The organism is Brachybacterium equifaecis (assembly GCF_023509525.1).
Taxonomy (GTDB): domain Bacteria; phylum Actinomycetota; class Actinomycetes; order Actinomycetales; family Dermabacteraceae; genus Brachybacterium; species Brachybacterium equifaecis.
This window is the reverse complement of the sequence record NZ_JAKNCJ010000001.1, coordinates 946,338-964,652: the sequence shown is the minus strand read 5'-3', so window position 1 is coordinate 964,652 and position 18,315 is coordinate 946,338. Positions and strand designations below refer to the sequence as shown.

The 18,315-nt window shown below is 73.3% G+C and carries 13 protein-coding genes; 1 reads left to right on the top strand and 12 read right to left on the bottom strand.

Annotated elements, in window-relative coordinates; genetic code table 11:
• Window positions 1-142: 142 nt before the first annotated feature.
• The gene (locus Bequi_RS04440) at window positions 143-1,954 is read left to right on the top strand and encodes an HNH endonuclease (protein WP_249736735.1); all 1,812 of its coding nucleotides are present in this window, start codon (window positions 143-145) and stop codon (window positions 1,952-1,954) included.
• A 360-nt stretch (window positions 1,955-2,314) separates the two neighbouring features.
• Here the strand turns inward: Bequi_RS04440 and Bequi_RS04435 are convergent, their stop codons facing one another.
• The 12 genes from Bequi_RS04435 to Bequi_RS04380 all read right to left on the bottom strand — a co-directional run bounded on the left by Bequi_RS04435 (window position 2,315) and on the right by Bequi_RS04380 (window position 18,314).
• Window positions 2,315-5,686 carry a UvrD-helicase domain-containing protein gene (locus Bequi_RS04435; protein WP_249736734.1) on the bottom strand — a complete coding sequence of 1,124 codons (3,372 nt, stop codon included), beginning with the start codon at window positions 5,684-5,686 and terminating at the stop codon, window positions 2,315-2,317.
• Window positions 5,683-8,496 (bottom strand): PD-(D/E)XK nuclease family protein, encoded by a 2,814-nt coding sequence (locus tag Bequi_RS04430; protein ID WP_249736733.1) that lies wholly within the window; start codon window positions 8,494-8,496, stop codon window positions 5,683-5,685. The genes Bequi_RS04435 and Bequi_RS04430 overlap by 4 nt, the downstream gene beginning before the upstream one ends.
• A gap of 67 nt (window positions 8,497-8,563) precedes the next feature.
• Window positions 8,564-9,118 carry a hypothetical protein gene (locus Bequi_RS04425; protein WP_249736732.1) on the bottom strand — a complete coding sequence of 185 codons (555 nt, stop codon included), beginning with the start codon at window positions 9,116-9,118 and terminating at the stop codon, window positions 8,564-8,566.
• On the bottom strand, window positions 9,115-9,660 hold the full coding sequence (locus Bequi_RS04420) for a hypothetical protein (protein ID WP_249736731.1): 546 nt from the start codon (window positions 9,658-9,660) through the stop codon (window positions 9,115-9,117). Before Bequi_RS04420 ends, Bequi_RS04425 begins: the two co-directional genes overlap by 4 nt.
• Before the next feature lie 7 nt (window positions 9,661-9,667).
• Complete coding sequence (locus Bequi_RS04415) at window positions 9,668-10,672, bottom strand: SPFH domain-containing protein (protein WP_249736730.1); 1,005 nt, start codon at window positions 10,670-10,672, stop codon at window positions 9,668-9,670.
• A 20-nt stretch (window positions 10,673-10,692) separates the two neighbouring features.
• The gene (locus Bequi_RS04410; protein ID WP_249736729.1) at window positions 10,693-11,283 is read right to left on the bottom strand and encodes a glutathione peroxidase; all 591 of its coding nucleotides are present in this window, start codon (window positions 11,281-11,283) and stop codon (window positions 10,693-10,695) included.
• A gap of 59 nt (window positions 11,284-11,342) precedes the next feature.
• Window positions 11,343-12,716 carry a glycoside hydrolase family 32 protein gene (locus tag Bequi_RS04405; RefSeq protein ID WP_249736728.1) on the bottom strand — a complete coding sequence of 458 codons (1,374 nt, stop codon included), beginning with the start codon at window positions 12,714-12,716 and terminating at the stop codon, window positions 11,343-11,345.
• Window positions 12,713-13,648 (bottom strand): PfkB family carbohydrate kinase, encoded by a 936-nt coding sequence (locus Bequi_RS04400; protein WP_249736727.1) that lies wholly within the window; start codon window positions 13,646-13,648, stop codon window positions 12,713-12,715. The genes Bequi_RS04405 and Bequi_RS04400 overlap by 4 nt, the downstream gene beginning before the upstream one ends.
• 89 nt (window positions 13,649-13,737) lie before the next feature.
• A complete protein-coding gene (locus Bequi_RS04395) occupies window positions 13,738-14,547 on the bottom strand; it encodes an SDR family NAD(P)-dependent oxidoreductase (RefSeq protein ID WP_249736726.1) in 810 nt (269 codons plus the stop codon).
• 31 nt (window positions 14,548-14,578) lie between these two features.
• Window positions 14,579-15,397 carry an HAD hydrolase family protein gene (locus tag Bequi_RS04390; RefSeq protein WP_249736725.1) on the bottom strand — a complete coding sequence of 273 codons (819 nt, stop codon included), beginning with the start codon at window positions 15,395-15,397 and terminating at the stop codon, window positions 14,579-14,581.
• A gap of 14 nt (window positions 15,398-15,411) precedes the next feature.
• Complete coding sequence (locus Bequi_RS04385) at window positions 15,412-16,212, bottom strand: hypothetical protein (protein ID WP_249736724.1); 801 nt, start codon at window positions 16,210-16,212, stop codon at window positions 15,412-15,414.
• Between the two features lie 86 nt (window positions 16,213-16,298).
• On the bottom strand, window positions 16,299-18,314 hold the full coding sequence (locus Bequi_RS04380) for an NADPH-dependent 2,4-dienoyl-CoA reductase (protein ID WP_249736723.1): 2,016 nt from the start codon (window positions 18,312-18,314) through the stop codon (window positions 16,299-16,301).
• Window position 18,315: the final 1 nt, after the last annotated feature.

The window sequence follows — 18,315 nt, the reverse complement described above, 5'->3', positions numbered from 1 at the left end:
CTTCGTGGCGGTGGAGATCTCCGACCTGTCGTTAAACGTCAACCCTGCACGCGCCATCACGCCCGCCTCACCCCTCCAGGCCCCCGCCGGCCGGGAGTGTTGCTACGACGCTACGACACCGCCGGTGCTGCAGGATGCAGATATGGAATTCATCGATCCCGCATTCGTGCCCGAGGTGCCCGGCCCACCGGCGCCTCCCGCGGCGCGCGCACCGGGATCAGGGCGTGTCGCCGGAGCGCCTGCGCAGGCTGCCGGCGCATTCCATGCCGACGCCACGGACGCCACGGACGTGGGGGCCCTCGCGGCGCTGCTCGCGCACATGCCGAGCGAGGCGGGCCGTGAAGCCCTCGCTCTGCTCCTCGGCGCGGTAGAGCGGGCCTTCACCCAGTCGCGATCGACCGCCGCCCCCGTTGTCGAGTCGGCACCGGGGTCGGCGCAGGAGGCTCTGGCCACGCTGGGCGCCTTCGACCAGCTGCGCAGCGCGCTCGCAGCGCTCGAGGCGACCTGGCAGGTGGAGGCGGAATCGCGGATCCGCGCGGCCGATGCCGCGTCCGGAATCTCCCCCGGGATGCGGGGCCGCGGTGTCGCTCAGGAGATCGCTCTGGCGCGTCGCATCTCCCCGTCGGCCTCCGCTCTCTCGCTCGGAGCGGCCCGTCGGGTCGTCGAGTCGATGCCGGCCACCCTCGGGAATCTGTTCGAGGGGCGGCTGACGGAGAGGCAGCTGCATGTCATCGGTCAGCGCACCGACGGCGCCGAGCCGCAGATCTGCGCTGCCCTCGACGCCCAGCTCGCCGCAGAGCCGACAGTCCTGGAGGGCCTCGGCCCTCGGCGGGCCGCCGAGGTGATCGCCGAGATGGTGCACGCCCTCGATCCGTCCGACTCTCGCGCTCGCGCCCAGCGGGCGGCTCAGCGCAGGCACGTCTCGCTGACGCCCTTGGCCGACGGCATGGCGCGAGTCAGCGCGGTGCTCCCGGCGATCGACGCGGTCTCGGTGATGTCGGCGCTGCGTGCAGGCGCGGAGTCGCTCCGCGCCCGGGGCCACGAGGATCATCCCCGCACGATCGAAGCGGACCTGCTGGTCAGCGCGGTGCTCGAGGCGGCCACTGTCTTTTCCGACGATACGGGCGAGCAGTCTGCGGGGGTGCTCGATCTCGACGAGGAGTCGTTTGCCCAGGCGGATGAGGCCCTCGCCGCACACCTTGCCGCCCGCGACTTCGCATCTCTGCCGACTTCTCGCCTGCTGTCCCTCGCGCAGCGGCGCCGGCTCCAGAGGCTGGACGTCGGGGTGGTGATCACGGACCGGGCCCTGCTCGGTCGCGAGGACGATGCCGAGAGCGCCTACCTGGTGGGCTACGGAGCGATCCCGGCGCACATCATCACCGAGACGCTCAGGGGACGTCCGCCCGGGGTGCGACGAGGCGGCGGTGCGGACCGCATAGGGGCTGCGAGCCGGGATGCTCGTGAAATGCCGGGGCAAGGTGCTCGTGAGGAGAGCGGACTCGGGGCCGAAGACCCTGATGCCTGCGTCTCCGCCGTCTACCGGCGGCTCTACACCCACCCCCGCAGCGGGGAGCTCGTGGCGATGGAAGCGACAGCGCGCGCGTTCCCCGTCGGGATCCAGCGGATGGTGCGATGGCGGGATCGGACCTGCCGCACGCCGTGGTGCAACGCGGCGGTGCGCCACCTCGACCATGCGCAGGCCCATGCCCGCGGCGGGCCGACGAGTTTCGCGAACGCCAGCGGCCTGTGCGAGCGATGCAATCTGCAGAAAGAGATCGGCGCCTGGGAAGTGGCCATCGCTCCCGTGGAAACGGATCCGGGTTGCGGTGACGCAGCCGGTGGCGGGGAGAGGACAGTGCAGCACTGGCAGAGTCCGAACGGCGCGGTGGGAACATCGCCCACGCCGCGCATGGAACCGCGGCCCTGTGCGCGGAGCATCGGGGAGACGTCGTGAGCGGGAGCGATCGAGACTCTGCGGCCAGGGGCGGCCGGCTCCTCGTGAGCCGGGGACCGTCGGGACCCCCGGGGCCGGGGCTGCCTCGCCGTGGGCCCTGAGAACGGAGACGCGCCGCCGATCGGATCCTGTTCGCCCCATGATCCGATCGGCGGCGCGTGAAGGTCGCGACTGCTGGCGGAGTTCCACCGCGTCAGCGACATCCGTGGCGCCGGCGGAGCGACTGCGAAACGCTCCGGCCTGGCTACGTGGACGACAGTAGCGCGCCGCTCCCGGGTTTCGCAAGCCCCTCCTTGCGAAAATATTTCGGGGGTGGCGGATGCGTGCCGGGGGCGCCCGTGTGGGGTTTCCCCTCCCGGTTCACTCCGGCTGCAAGACTTCCAGCACCTCGCCGCGCAGAGGCAGGTGGATGAGGATCCTGGCGGGCGCCGTGCCCGCCGCTTCCAGGGCCCGTGCGTAGGCCTGCATCTGACCCACGTAGTGCTCGCGCACATGCGTGACAGGGTCTGCACCCGGATAGGTCTTGTGGTCGACCAGGACGAGATCGCCGCTCGGCAGGCGCAGCAGCGTGTCGATCCAGCCCTCCATCGCCTGCTCGTCCTCGTTCCACCAGGCGATCGGCTGCTCTGTGAGCACGTCGGCCCCCGGGAACTCGCTCTCCAGGAATGCCATCCAGGCCGCCCCCGCACCGAGCAGCGCATCGGCGCCGACGGCTCGCTCCACGAGCCACCGCTGCACGAGCCGCTCCGCAGTGCGCTCCCGCTGGGTCGCGGAGAGCTGCGCGAGCGGCAGGGCCAGATAGGCGTGGATCGCCTCGCCCACCCGCTCCCAGTGCTGGCCGCCCCTCTCGACGAGAGCCGGGCCGATCGGGCGCGGGAGGCCGACTCGCCAGGTCGCGGATGCTTCCTGCGCTTGCCCCTCAGCCGCAGGCCCAGCCTCCGCCTCAGCTGCCGCCTCAGCCGCCGCGGCCGACGCCCGATGCCGAGCGGGCACGAAGCTGCGCCCGCCGCCGGGCACCGGCGCGCCCGCCCCGACGATCTGGTCAGTCCCGGCCAGCAGATCCGTAGCAGCCAGCGCGCTCGCGCCGAGTGCGAGCACCGGATCGTCCTCTCCGATCTCGCAGCTCAGCTCCCGCGAGATCGCAGGCAGCACGCTGCGCTCCCCGTTCAGAGCCTCCCCATTCAGAGCCTCCCCGGCGAGGGGCACGCCCGCCCCGGGGCCGAGCTCGATCGCACCGCCTCCCGGCTCCCAGGTGATCACAGGCGCTCCCTGCAGGTCCTCCAGCACGGGCGCTCCGCCCGGACCGCTCAGCACGGTCGCATCGCGCGAGCGGGTGAGCGCGACGTATTGCAGGCGCCCCGTCTCCTCCCGCTCCGCGTCGGCGCGACGCCGGGCATGCACGGAGCCGGCGAGCCCATCGCGCAGCGGAGCGAAGGTCTCGAGCACTCGCGGCCAGTAGCGCAGAGCGCGACCCGCCAGAGGCGCCGCCACGTCGAGCCGCTCAGCCGGGACCACGAACACGCCCGTGGTCTGCTGGCGGTCCTTCGCCTTCGGCTCCAGCATCACCACGACGGTGCCCCATTCGAGGCCCTTCGCCGCGTGGATCGTTCCGACCCACACGGTGCCGGGGATCCCGCTGAGGTCAGGCCCGCGGTCCAGGCTGTTCAGCGCGTCCCGCAGCCCCATCAGCGTCACGGGGGAGCTGGCCGCGCGAGACTGCTCCGCATGCTCCCGGGCGAGCGCCCGGATCGCATCCAGAGTGCGCAGCCGCGACTCCGGATCGCCCCAGCTGCGGATCCGCTCGGTCAGATCCAGTGCCGCGACGAGCTCGAGCACCATCTCCTCCGGCGTGAGGGACATGCAGCGCCCGCGCAGCTCCCGCAGGCCTGCGAAGGATTCGTCGGCCCACCAGTCCGCGAGGAGCTCCTTCCGCGGAGCCGGATCATCGAGGTCCGTGGCGCCGACGAGCTGAGCCAGCCAGTCGCCGTGGGCGGGATGCTCGGGCAGGAGATCGATGAGCTCGGTGAGGGCGAGGGTGACGTCGGCATCGAGGGTGCGGGCGAGGCCAGCGCGCAGCAGTCGGCCCTCGCGGGTGGAGAGGACCGCAGAGCCCTGTCCTGACACGGGCACTCCGCGCCGCGCCAACGCCCGCACGACTTCCTCGGCCTCGCCGTTGGAGCGGGTGAGCACGGCGAGATCCTGAGGATCCGCCCGGCCTTCCGAGATCAGCTCCACGACGCCCGCGGCGATAGCGCGCGCATGCTTCTCGGCGGAGAGGGACCGCGTCCAGTCCGTCGGAGTCCACGCCTCCAGGCGGCCCGGGGGGCGACCGGCGGCGGCGCGGGAGGCGTCGGCCTGCTCCGCGGGAGCGAGCACCACGCGCTCGCGCGGCAGATCGGGGAACACGCCGGTGAAGACCCGATTGGAGAGCTCGAGGACCTCGCGCTGCGAGCGCCACGAGAGCGAGAGGGTCTCGACGCTCCCGCCCTGGCCGATGCCCGTCCCCGATCCGATCTGCTCGAGGATGCCGAGCATGAGGGCGGGATCGGCCTCGCGGAAGCCGTAGATCGCCTGCTTCGGGTCACCCACCCAGATGACCTCGTCCACGAGCCGACCGAGCTCGAGGAACAGCGCGAGCTGGACGGGCGAGGTGTCCTGGAACTCGTCGACCGCGAGCAGGCGGAAGCGGCGCGCGATCGCCAGGCGCGCCCGGTCGCTCGTGCGCAGGAGGTCCAGGAGCTGGACCTCCTGGTCGATGTAGTCGATGAGGCCGGCGGCGCGCTTGTGCTCCGCGTAGGCGTCGAGCGAATCGGCGGCGGTGCGCATCACCAGCGCGATGAGCGCGCGGATATCGGCCTGGAGCGCGGGGTTCGCCAGCAGGTCCTCCTGGATCTCCAGCGCGAGGCCGATCAGGGCCGCATCCACGTCCTTCACGAAGGCGTAGCCCTTCGCGGCGGGATCGCCGAGCTTGCCGGAGGCGACCTTCGCGATCCGGGTCCAGTCCGACCAGGCGGTGCGATCCGTGCCGTGGCGCGGGTGCACGAGGCGCCGATGCAGGGCGTTGAGGCCGTCGAGCTGCTTGGCGACCGCCGCGCTCGGCTCCACGGCGAGGCCGTCGAGCGCGAGGCGCAGCTGCCCCGCCCAGGCGCGCCGACGGTCCTCGCCGGGCTCCGGAAGGGCCGTCGCCCGGTACTCCTGCCACGTCTCCTCCGCGGCCGCGCGCAGCGCGTCGGCGCTGATGAGGTTCGTGCGGGCCGATGCCGCGAGGTCGCGCACGGCGCGGCGCCACGAGGCGTGCTCGCCGAAGAACGAAGGATCCTCCTCGCCGTCGTTCTCCGTGCGGGCGAGCATGTCCCCGGCCGCCGCGCCGTTGACCGCAGCGGTGCGGGAGATCGCGGCGGAGAACGCGCTCTTCTGGGTGACCTCGTCGAGGATGCGGACGTCGGGCGAGATCCCGGCGTCGAGCGCGAATTCGGTCAGGAGCCGCCCCGCCACCGAGTTCACGGTGCCGATGAGCGCGGCCTCGACGCCCCGGGCCTCGCGCACGAGACCCCGGTCGAGCATCGCGCGGCGCAGCCGGTCCGAGAGATCGGCGGCGGCGCGGCGCGTGAACGTCGTCGCGATGATCTCCTCGGGCCGGAGATCGGTCGTGGCGGTGAGCTCGGCGATGCGCGTGGTCAGCGTGTACGTCTTCCCGGAGCCTGCCGAGGCGTTGATCAGCGTGTAGCTCATCGGAGCTCTCCCATCAGCCCGCAGAGCTGGGCGTAGTCGCTCGAGGCGCAGTAGTGGGTCAGGGCGATGCGCTCCTGCGCGCGGGCGCTCGCCTTCTGGGCCTCCAGGGCCTTGTCGAGGGCCCGACGGGCGGCTGCCTCGCCGGTCCCCGGAGCGATGCCCGCGGCTTCGAGATGCGTGACGCAGCCGCAGCGGATCCGCCCCTGCGCGATCTCGGCGAGGGTCTCCTGGAGGGTCGCGATCATGCGATTCCACGACCGGTCCGAGTCCAGCGGCGCGAGACCGCGGGGGTCGAGAGCCGACGGGCCGCCGATGAAGCTGCCGCTGCGCAGCAGGCCATACGCGACGCTCGGGAGGGGCTGCGCATCGGCTGCGTCCGCATGCGCCACGGACCACGCGTAGGAGGCGAGCTGGATCGCGTCGCCTGCCTCGTACAGCTCGGTGTAGCGGCGCTGGGCATGGGACCACTTGAGGTCGATGACGATCCGCTGCCCGTCCTCGGAGACGGCGTCGAGGTCGCGGCTGCCGACGAACTGCACCGCATGCTCCCGGCCCGCGACCTCCAGCAGCAGCGGCAGCTCGAAGCGCGACTCGGTGCCGGTGATGCGCAGCCCTGCGTCGCGCAGCCGGGTGAACAGCTCGGTGAGCGCGTGGGTCGCCTGCTCGCGCAGGGTCGAGCGCTCCGCCTCCCGCTCGGGCAGCGCGAGCTCGGCGGCCAGTCGCGGCACGAGCGCATCGAACATCGTGCCGATCTCCTGGGCGCTCGGGACCTCCATCCGCATGCCGAGGCCGGGTTCTTCGGTGTGCGCGGCGACCAGGTTCTCGACGACGGCGTGCACGAGGGTGCCGACCATCGAGATGCCGGTGGGCAGGGCCGCGCTCGCGGCGGGCCGCAGGGCCAGCGGATACTCCAGCAGCCAGTGGTGCGGGCAGGCCAGCAGGCCGCTGATCTGCGAGAACGAGAGGCGCCGCGGCAGGAGATGCGCGGCGGGCGGGACCTGGTGGACGGCGGGGGACGGCGCGATCTCCGCGCTGTCGGCGCGCGCGGGGGCGAGCGGGAGCGCGTGGCCGCCGACGGTCCAGGTGCGCAGGTGCTCGTCGATCAGAGCCTCGGGGGCGAGGCGCGCGGCCTCCGACAGCCCGGCCTCAGCCTCCAGCAGAGCGAGCAGCCCGCTCGGCGGCAGAGCGGTCTCGGCCGCGCGGCCGGGGAGCACGGCGATGATGCGCTGGGCGCGGTGCAGCCCGCGCAGAGCCGCATCGACGTGCAGCTGCGCCAGGGCCTGCGGTGCCAGCAGGCGGGCGCCCCCGTGCTCGAGGTGCTGCACCTCGAGCGGGTCCCAGCGCGCAGGCGGCTCGGTGGGGCCGTCGGACGGAGCCCACCACAGGACCGTGCCCGTGGGAGCAGGGCTGAGGTGCTCTGGCTTGGTGGTGGAGCGCCAGCGGGAGGAGGCTTCTGGGGCTGCGAGCGGGGAGCGGCCGGAGCCGCCGGCGGCCTCGACGGCCTGGGCGAGGAGCCGCGGGGCGATCGGCGCCCGGGCGGGCAGCAGCCCGAGCACCTCGCGCAGCGTGGCGATCTGCGTGAGAGCGCCGAGGAGGTCGCCCTCTCCGCGAGCGATCTGGCGCAGGCGCCGGGAGAGCCAGTCGAGGCGCTCGAGGATCGCGGGCGGGGTCAGTGCCGACGACTGAAGCGGCTCCCGCACGAGGCGGTCGATCTCGGCTGCGGCCGCGCGCACGGGATCGCGAGGATCCTCCGCGAGGACCGCCAGGGCGGACTGCCAGGCCTCGCCGCCGACGCCGGGCTCGCGGGACAGCGCACGCAGCAGCTGCCCCCGCACGGCTGCGGGGAAGAGGCCGACGGGCGCCCCGCCCGCGGAGGCGTCATCGTCCCCGCTCGCAGGCGGCAGGAGGCGGAGATCCAGGAGCGCGGCCAGCTGGTGGACGTCGAGCGGGGCGGTCGCCACGTCCAGGAACAGGGGGAGCACCTGGTGGTGGGCGCGGGCAGTGGAGGACGCGACCTGGCCGATCGCCGGCAGACAGCGGCGGTGCAGAGCCTGGTCGAGCACTGCGGTGTCGCCCGTGGCGAGGACCGTCAGAGCGGAGGGGGCGGCCTCCGGCGAGCCCTCGGTGATGGCGCGCAGGGCACGGGCGGCGGCGTCGGCCGCGGTCCACTCGTCCTGGCAGGCGATGACGTGCAGCTGCGGGGGCGATGCGGGGGCCTCCGCCTGCAGGCTCAGCTCGACACCGGCGCGCCCCAGGAGCGCGAACAGCTCAGGCCACAGGCCCGGGAGGGAGGCGGGGTTCTCCGCAGCGATGATCCGGGTGATGCCGAGCGGCCAGCTCTCCCCGGCACTGATGAGGGCGGCGAGCTCGGCGATCAGCTCGCGGAGGTCGTCGGCCAGGGAAGGGGCGAGGCGGGGAGCATCGTCGGCGGCATGCAGCTCGAGGTCGCGCAGGGCGGCGAGGCGCGGGGGGAGGGGCTGAGCGGAATCCGGCATCCGCCAGCCCGCCTCGACGGCCGCGTCGCGCCAGCGCAGGAGCTGGGATGCGGTCGCCCAGGGGTCGACGGCGAAGGAAGCGGCAGGCCAGAAATTCCCGGGCTCCGAATCCTGGGGCTCCGCGGCCAGCAGCGACTGGATCCGGGCGAGCTGCTGCGCGATCCGGACGGACGGGGAGATCGCCGGGCGGGTCAGGCCCAGCCGGTTCTGCAGAAGCTGCACGAGGCTGCGGGGGCCCACCCGGGCCGCGCCCGTGACGGCGCCCGCATCGACCCAGCTCGCGCCGTCGGCCGTCCATCCGAACTCGATCTCCATGATCGCCCCTTCCGCCTCAGGCCACAGTAGGGGAGGGGGCCGACGAACGAAGCCCTCAGTCCTGCCCTCAGCCCCTCGGCCCGCCGATGGCCAGGCGCACGATGCCGAGGATGATCTGGGCGAAGCGCAGCCCGATCGCGAGGAGCGTGCTCACCCGCAGCGCGCCGACCTGCAGCTGGCCGGCGAGATCCGAGGATTCGCCGGCGCCCGTCACGGTCGTCACGCACGCGACCGCACCGCAGACCAGCGCGCCCACGGTCACGACGATCGCGAGGACGGGGAGAACGCGGTCGCCGGGCGAGGAGAGCGCCCGGGTGCTCGCGAGGATCAGGCTCGTGATGTCCATGGCGATGCCAGCCAGCAGGGCTCCGATCGCGACCGCCGCGCACGCGATCGTCATCGCGATCAGAACGGGCAGGTTGTCGGTCGTCTCGCCCATGTCCGCTCCGGCCCCGGACCACAGCATGAGCGTGACGAACCCCAGCCCCAGGAGCACGCCGCCGGAGAGGATCGCCACCGGCCACGCGACGGCTCCGACGATCAGGGTGACGCCGAGGAGCCGGCCGTCACGCACTGGCGGCGCCGACGGGGCCGACGAGGCCGGCGTGCTGGGCGCGCTCACCGTCGCCTTCCGGCGATCAGGCGGATCACCCCGAGGACGACCTGGGCGATGCGCAGCGCGATGGCCCCGACGATGCCGCCCGTGCCGACCAGTCCGCCCAGCTCCGGCGCACTCTCGCTCATGAACGCGGAGACGACCAGCAGCAGGGGCGGCGCCAGCGCACCCGCGGTCGCGAGCAGCGCAAGGATCGGGAAGGTCCGAGCGTCCGGCCGGGTGAAGGCCTCGGAGGTCGCGAGCACCAGAGAGACCAGATCCATCACGAGACCCAGCAGCACCAGCGCGATGGCCAGCACCGCTGCGACGATCACGATCCCCCCGATGGTTGGGGAGATCTTCTCGTCGCCGATCCCTCCGTCCGTGTTCTCGCCCATCACGACCATGGCGAGGATGAAGAGCCCGACGGGCGCGATGACCGCGAGGAGCGCGCCGATGGGCAGGGCGAGACCCCCGATCAGCAGGGAGAAGCCGAGGAACCGGCCGCGCCGCCCGGTCGCCGGGACGACAGGCTGCGGCGGGGCGGCCGGCACCGGCTGCGCGGTCACCGGCTGCTCAGCCCTGCTGCTGCGCTGCCCGGCGGGCGGCGGCGCTCGCGCGGCCGGCCTGGTCCTGGCGGTCGGCCTCCTGGCTGGCCTCCTGCGAGGCGGCGGCCTGCAGCATCGCGGTGCGGATCTCCTCGCCCATCGAGCCGACCGTGCCGGGGTTCGAGGGGAGGAACAGGACGTTCGAGCGGCCGTTGCGGGCCACGTCCTGCATGGTGTCGAAGTACTGGGTCATCAGCAGCAGCTGCTCGGCGGAGTTCTCGATGCCCACGCGACGCAGCATCTCGTACTGCTCGGCGATGCCCTCGGCGATCGCTTTGCGCTGGGCGGCCACGCCCACGCCCTGCAGGCGCTTGGACTCGGCCTCCGCCTCGGCCTGGGTGACGCGCTTGATCTTGTCGGCCTCGGCGAGGGACTGCGCGGCCACGCGGTCGCGCTGGGCGGCGTTGATCGAGTTCATCGAGTCGCGCACGCGCTGATCCGGGGAGATGTCCTGCACGAGGGTGTTGACGATGTTGAACCCGAACTCCTGCATCCGCGCCGACAGCGTCGACTCGACGGAGCGGGCGATGTCGTCCTTGGACTCGAAAGCCTCATCGAGGCCCAGTCCCGACAGGGCCGAGCGGACCGTGTCGAACACGTACGAGCGGATCTGCGCCTCGGGGTTCGACAGCCGGTAGTAGGCGTCGACGACCTGGCTTTCCTGGATCACGTACTGCACCGCGACGGGCACCGTCACGAAGACGTTGTCCTTCGTCTTCGACTCGATGTTCACCTCGAGCTGCTGGATGCGCAGCGAGATGGGACGGGTGAGGGAGTCGATGAACGGGGTCTTGAAGTTCAGGCCGGGCTTCGCCACGCGCTTGAACTTGCCGAACCGCTCGACGATCACGTTCTCCTGCGTGCGGACGGTGAACATCATGCTCGTGCGCAGGCCGCCGAACAGCAGCGCGGCGCCGATCACGAGGATCACCAGCAGCACGATGGCGATGATGAGCAGGGCGATGGGGTCCATGAGGGCTCCTGGGGTGGGGGTCAGATGGTCGAGTCGAGATCCTGCGCGGGGCGCGGTGGCTCTTGCGCGGGGCGCGGCGCTTCCTGCGCGGAGCTCTCTGCGAGCTCCTCCTCGATGCGTCGGGCGATGCGGCGCGGAGGCACGGGCGGGGCGTAGCGGCGCAGCACCTGGCCGTCGGCCGAGATGAGGAACTTCGTGAAGTTCCAGGCGATGCGCCCGCCGACGATCCCGCCCTTCTGGGTCTGCAGCCAGGAGAACAGGGGGTGGGCCGTGCGGCCGTTGACGTCGATCGTCGAGAACAGCGGGAAGGTGACGTCGTAGGCGGAGGTGCAGAACTCCTCGACCTCCGCGTCGGTCTCGAGCTCCTGGCGGAACTGGCCCGAGGGGAACCCGAGGACCGTGAAGCCGTGATCCTCGTATGCCGACTGCAGCGCCTGCAGCTCCTCGAACTGCCGGGTGAACAGGCAGCGGGAGGCCGTGTTCACGGCCAGCACCACCTTCCCGCGGTACTGCTCCAGGGGGACCTCCCCTCCCGTCATCGACGGGGCGGAGAAGTCGAAGAAGCTCGTGACCCGCGGCGAGGCCGGGACGAGCTCGGGGGCGGAGTTCATCCTCATCCTCCTTCCCGGTCAGCGCGGTCCCTGCTGCGCAGAGTGATCTCCGCTACAGGCTAGCGGAGAGCGGCTGGGAACCCAAGGGTCCAGGGGCCGGGCTCCGGGGCGAGCAGGAGGGTCGCCATCGGCCCGGCGATCCGCGCGGCGCCGCGCGGGACCGCGACCAGCTCCGCGATGCTGCCGTCGAGGATCAGCGCCAGCTCATCGCTCTCGGCCGACGCGGGCAGGACGGCCGTGGAGAGCAGAGGGGCGAACACGGAGTCGGGTCGCACCGCGCGGATGCCGCCGCTCGCAGCCTCGATGCGCAGCTCCTCCCGACCGGGCGAGCGCAGCACGATCGGCTCCCCCTCGCGCGGCATGGGGAGGCGCAGCACGTGGACGGCCAGGGGATCCAGCGCCGCCTCTGATGACGGAAGGCTGGGGGTGCCCGGGACGCTGGGGGCCGACGGGAGCACGGGCTGCGAGTGCACGGGCGCTGCGGGGTCGGCGGAGCGCAGCAGTCGCCGGGGCAGGCTCATCGCCCCGCGCCACGGCGCGCTCGGGGAGCGGTGCGCGTACTCCCAGTTGCTCGCCCAGCCCAGCACGAGCGGGTGCTCCGCATCCTCGACTGCGGGCGCGCCGTGGAACGACACCGCGGCGTAGAAGTCGGGCCCGAAGTCCAGCGGGAAGGCGCCGCCGCCGGCGACCGCGGGGTCCGGGGTGAAGGTGCGCCCGTCGAAGGAGCCGAGGAATCCGTGGTTCCCGGAGCCCCCTGCGGGCCCGGCGGGGTTCGTGGAGAGGATCAGCAGCCACTCGCCGTCCGGATCCGCGGGGTCCATCGGCACGAGGTCCGGGCACTCCCAGATCCCGTCGATCCGGTCGTCCCGGAACGTCGAGACGTGCTCCCAGACGCGCAGGTCACGGGAGGTGTGGAGGAGCAGCTCGCGATGCTCGGCCTCGACGGCGACCATCACCCACCGCGCGCTCGGCGCATGCCAGAAGACCTTGGGATCGCGGAAATTGCGGGAGCTGCGGTCGAGCACCCATCCCGGCACTTTCGTCCACACGGCTCCGCCGTCCGTCGAGAACGCGAGCCGCTGCCCCTGGATGGAGGGGTGCTCGGGGTGGTCCTCCCGCGAGGCGCCGGTGTAGATCGCGACCAGCGGGCCCGAAGGATCCAAGCCCGAGGTGTTCGCCGCGTCGTGCACGACGCTCCCGGAGAAGATCGCGATCTGCTCCCCTTCGGGGATCGCGACCGGCTGCTCCTCCCAGTGCAGGAGGTCCGTGCTGGTCGCGTGCCCCCAGGACATGTGGCCCCAGTCGGAGCCGAAGGGGTTGTTCTGGAAGAACGCGTGCCACAGCCCGCCGTGGTGCACGAGGCCGTTGGGGTCGTTCATCCAGGTGGAGCGGGCCGTGAGATGCACGGAGGGGCGGGGCATGGCGGCGCTCATGCGGGGCTCTCCTGGGCTGCGCCGGCGAGGAACGCGTCGACCTCTGCGCGGGTGGGAGCCGTCGCAGGGCCGCGGCGGGTCACCTTGATCGCGGCGGCGGCGTTCGCGCGCAGCGCCGCGACCTCCCAGTCCGCGCCGAGGGTCCGCTCCGCGAGGAGCACGCCGGTGTGGGTGTCGCCCGCGCCGTTCGTGTCCACGGGGACCATCGGGAAGCTCGGGATGTCCGTTCCCCGTCCGTGGTGGAAGACCGTGCAGCCGCGCTCGCCGTCGCGCACGATCACCACGCAGCCGGGGCCGACGCGCCGACGGATCGCCGCGGGGGTGTCCTCCAGCGCGTCGCGGCCGGTCAGGGCGCGCGCCTCGTCGGCGTTGGAGGTCCAGACGCTCACGTGCGCGAGCACCCGGTCCTGCAGCGCGGTGTCGAAGGCGCCGAAGGGAGCGCCCGGATCGAGCACGACCTCGACGCCGTCCGGGAGGGTGCCCAGCCATTCCAGGAGCGGTTCCCGCGTGGGCTCGAAGAAGCTGTACCCGGAGATGCACACGAGGTCTCCGGGCGCGGGCTCGAGCAGTGCGAGGGACTCGGCAGTGATGCGGCGCTCGGCGCCGTAGGCCGTGACGAAGGTGCGCTCGGCCGTCGGCTCGACCAGCACGATGCACTCGGCGGTGTCGTCATCCGGGATCGGAGGCGCCGCGAGGCCGACGCCCTCGCGCGCGAGGGTCTCGCGGATCAGATCGCCGTTCGGACCGGTGCCGTGGGCGCCCCCGTGGACGGCCTCGGCTCCGGCGCGCGCCGCAGCGACGAGGATGTTCACCGCCCCGCCTGCGTAGCGCTCCTGGCAAGCGGCGTTGACGTTGCCGCCCCGCTCCGGAAGAGCCGGGACCTCGATGACGAGGTCCACCAGGGCCTGGGCGGTGTGCAGCACGCGGGGCATGGGGGAAGTCTAGGGGCGCTGGGGTTCGGGGGCGCTGGGGTTCGGGGGCGCTGGGGGTCCGAGGTGCTGGGGGTCCGAGGTGCTCGGGGTCAGGCGCCCTGGCCGCGCCGCATCATCGCGCCGACGGTGCGGGCGACGAGCGCCGTGGGGAGCAGGCGCTTCGTCGCGATGGACGCGGCCGTGTTCAGCGCCCCCGGCACCACCGAGGCCGGAGGATGGCGGCGGTCCAGAGCGCGCAGGGCGCTCTCGACGACCTCCCCGGCCTCCATGCGCGGCAGGCCCGCACCGGCCGCCTCCCCGGCGACCTCGAAGAACTCGGTGCTCGTCGGCCCGGGGCACAGGGCGAGCACGCGCAGTCCCGCCGCCCGGGACTCCTCCCAGAGGGCCTCGGAGAAGTTCAGCACGAAGGCCTTGGTCGCGCCGTAGACCGCGAGGCCGGGGTTCGGCTGGAAGGCGGCGAGGCTCGCGATGTTCACGAGGATCGCGCCGCTCCGCGCGGAGCGCAGGTCATCGAGGAACGTGCAGGTCAGGTCCACCAGGGTGTCGACGTTCAGCTGCACCATGGCGCGGGTGCGGTCGGCATCGGCGTGGTGCAGGGCTCCGGAGTACCCGAACCCGGCGTTGTTGACCAGTCCCGTGATCCGCAGCCCCTCGGCCTCGAGCCGCTCGCGCAGGGCAGCGCCCGCCCCGGGCTCTGCCAGATCCATCGCGACCACGGCGGCGCTGACCCCGTGCTCCGCTTCGATGTCGTCCGCCAGAGCGCGCAGGCGCTCCTCGCGGCGGGCGACGAGCACGAGATCCGCGCCGCGCGCGGCGAGACGACGGGCGAACTCGACGCCGAGCCCGGAGCTCGCGCCCGTGATGAGGATCCGCGAGCCGGTGTAGGTGAGGGGACGCATGGAGGAGACCTTCCAGATCAGTCGGGGGCGCTCAGATCAGTCCGAGACGATCCAGCGCGACCGCGAAGCCGTCGCCCGAGGGAGGCGGGATGACCAGATCAGCATGCTCCATCAGCTCCGCGGGACCGCCCTCGACGGCCACGCCCGTGCCCGCGATCGCGAGCATCCCCACATCGTTCATCCCGTCGCCCACCGCGATCGTGCGCGAGAGGTCGGCGCCGAGGTGCTCGGCGACGAGCCGCAGGCCGTCGGCCTTGTCGATCGCGGTCAGCTGCAGCTCGCCCATGAACGCATCGCCCGTGGCCACCGAGTTCGGCAGCGCCCTCACCTCCGGGCCGAGCGCGGCGGCGAGCTCCTCGACGGGCACGGGGCTCGCCCAGATCGAGATCTTCGCGAACGGCACCCGGGTGAGGTCCTCGCTCTCGCGCATCGCCGAGAGGATCGAGTCGGCGTTGCGGCTGCTCCCATCGGCGGGAGCGAGGCGCTTGCGCATCAGCGCGATGGCGCTCGCCGGGGCGTAGAGGGCGTCGGCCGCCTCGAGCGCGAACTGCACGCCGTGCTCGAGCAGCAGGGACACGGTGCGCCGCCCGAGCTCTTCGGGGTAGACCTCGTCCACGAGGGTCTCGCCGTCGAGGTCCACGCGCGCCCCCGCGGAGGAGACGACCCCGTCGAACAGGGCCGCTGCCTCCGCGGGGATGATGGCGAGCGAGCGCCCGGTGCACAGCAGCACCACGTGCCCGTTCTCCCGGGCCGCCCGCACCGCCTCGACGTGCGCATCAGGGATCACGCTGTAGTCGGCGAAGGTGCCGTCGAAATCCGTCAGGACGATGCGGGCATCGGGGGAGAGCACGGGCGCGAGGCTCCTCAGCTGAGCGGGATGTCGTGCGACGCGGAGCCGAGACCCATGCGGATCGCGACGACCTCGGCGTCCGCGGGGACGTCCCAGTAGACGTTGTAGGTGCGCGACTTCTCGCCGGCGGCGACCGACTGCTCGTCATCGGAGGCGAGAGCGTCGTACCCCGCGGCCGGGACGACGGTGCCGTCGGCCAGCACCAGGCTGAGCACGGCGGGATCGGGCTGCACGGCCTCGGAGGTGGTGTTCGTGACCTGGACCTGCGTGCTGAGGAAGCGGCCCGTCGGCTCGACGCGGGCATCGCCGTCGCCCAGGGGAGCAGAGGAGACGGAGCCAACGCGCGCGGAGGCCAGCGTGTACTTCACGCCGCCGGCGTCGCCCTCGAGGCCGCCCGCGGCGGGCTCGCTCGAGGCGGGATCGCTCGCGCTCGGCGAGTCGCTGGGCGCGGGGGTCGTCGCCGCGGGCGTCGTCTCCGCCGGGGTGGGCGACTCGGCGGGCTCGGTGCTGGCCACCGGAGTCGTCGCGGGGTCAGGGGTCGGGGCGGGATCGTCGCCGCCGCGGTTCAGCGCCCACAGGGCGATGCCGCCGCCGATCAGGAGCACCGCGATCAGCGCGAGCGCGCCGCAGACGATGCCGACCGTGCGGCCGGTGCGGTTCGGCGGGGTCGCAGGGGCGGCCGACGGATCGACCGGCCCGCCGTACGGCGCCGAAGAATACGGCGCCTGCGAGGAGGACTGGGGCTGCGGGTTCTGGCCGTAGGCGTCGGAGCTGTACGGGCCCTGCTGCGGATCCTGCGGAGGGGGAACGCTCATGATGGTGGACTCCCGGAGTCGACGAGGGAGACGGCGCGACGTGGCGCCGGTTACACCTTTACCGTAGCAGGGAGGATCCGGGCAGGTCAGAGAGCCGCTGCGACCTCCACGGCCTGGCTGATCGCCCGGACGGCATCGAGCTCGGCGGCGACGTCGGCCCCGCCGATCACGTGCACGCGCGCGCCCTCGAGACCGGCGAGGTCCCGCACCGACTCCTGCCCCGCGCACACGATCACCGTGTCGACGGCGAGGAGACGCTCCGCCCCGTCCTCGCGGATGCGCAGGCCGCCCGGCTCGAGGCCGAGGTAGGCGACCCCGCGGTGCTCGATCACCCCGGCATGGCGCAGCTCCGCGCGATGCACCCAGCCGGTGGTGCGGCCGAGCCCGGCCCCGATCTTCCCGGGCTTGCGCTGCAGGAGGTGCACCTCGCGCGGGCCCGGCGTCGTCGGAGCGCCGTCGGCACCGGGAGCGAGCCCCCAGCGCGCCCGCCAGGCGGGCGGATCCAGGGTGAGGGAGGGGTCAGGCGCGGTGAGGAACTCCGCGACGTCGACCCCGATCCCGCCGGCGCCGATGATCGCGACGCGCTCGCCGACCTCCGCGATCGCGCGCTCGCGCGGCAGGGACAGCAGCTGCGCATAGGAGAGGACTCGCGGGGAGACCTCGGCGCTGACGGGGAGATCCAGCTCGCGCGGCCGCACACCGGTGGCGAGGATGACGTCGGCGAAGGCCGACAGCTCCTCGGCCGAGGGCTTCGCGCCGAGACGCAGGTCCACGCCGCTCGCCTCCAGGCGCGCGCTCCAGGAGTCCAGCGCCCTCGCGTAGACCTCCTTGCCGGGGATGCGGGAGGCGAAGAGGAACTGCCCGCCGATCGCCTCGGCCTGCTCGAACAGCGTCACCCGGTGGCCGCGCTCGGCGGCGGTGATCGCGGCCTCGCAGCCCGCAGGCCCGGCGCCGACGACGGCCACCGCGCGGCGGCGCTGCGGCGGAACCGGGCGCAGCACCAGCTCGGTCTCGCGACCGGCGCGCGGGTTCACCAGGCAGCTGGCGCGCTTCCCGTCGAACACCCGGTCCAGGCACGCCTGGTTGCAGGAGATGCAGGCGACGGTCTCGCGGGCGCGGCCCGCGGCGAGCTTCGCGGGAAGCTGCGGATCCGCGAGCAGCGGGCGGGCCATCGAGATCAGATCGGCCTCGCCGCGCTCGAGGATCCCCTCCGCGAGCTGCGGATCGTGCAGGCGGTTCGAGGCGACCACGGGGATGCCGACCTCCGCGCGCAGGGCTGCGGTGAGCGGTACGAACACGCCTTCGGGCACGGAGGCGACGATCGTGGGCACGCGCGCCTCGTGCCAGCCGATGCCGGTGGAGAGCACGTCCACCCCGGCGCGCTCGAGCGCGCGGCCGAGCGCCAGGGTCTCCTCCTGCTCCTGCCCGCCGGGCACCAGATCCGCGAGCGAGATCCGGTAGGACAGCAGGGCCTTCGGGCCGACGGCTTCGCGCACCGCGCGCGCGACAGCGAGCGGCAGCGCCTGCCGGGCCGCCGCGGAGCCGCCGAAGCGGTCGCGGCGGTGGTTGGTGACGGGGGCGAGGAACTGGTTCAGGAGGTAGCCCTCGGAGCCCATGATCTCGACGCCGTCGTAGCCGGCCTCGCGGGCGCGGCGGGCGGCGCGCGCGAAATCCCCGATCGTCCGCTGCGCGCCGAGGCGCGTGAGACGCCGGGCGCGGAACGGCGTGATGGGGGAGCGGCCGGCATCGGCCGAGGCGGCCAGCGGGTGGAACGCGTAGCGGCCCGCGTGGAGCAGCTGCAGGACGACGCGCCCCTCGGCCTCGTGGACGGCATCCGTGATCCCGCGGTGCGCGGCGGCGACGGCTCGCGTGAACTGCGCGCCGTGCGGAGTGAGGCGCCCGGTGCGGTTCGGGGAGAAGCCGCCGGTGACGATCAGCCCGGGGCCACCGCGGGCGCGCTCGCCGAGGAAGGCCGCGAGCGCGGGTGCGTCGGCCGCGCGATCCTCGAGGCCGACGTGCATCGAGCCCATCACGATGCGGTTGCGCACCGTGAACGGGCCCAGATCGAGCGGGGAGAGGAGGTGCGGCGTCATCGTCGGCATG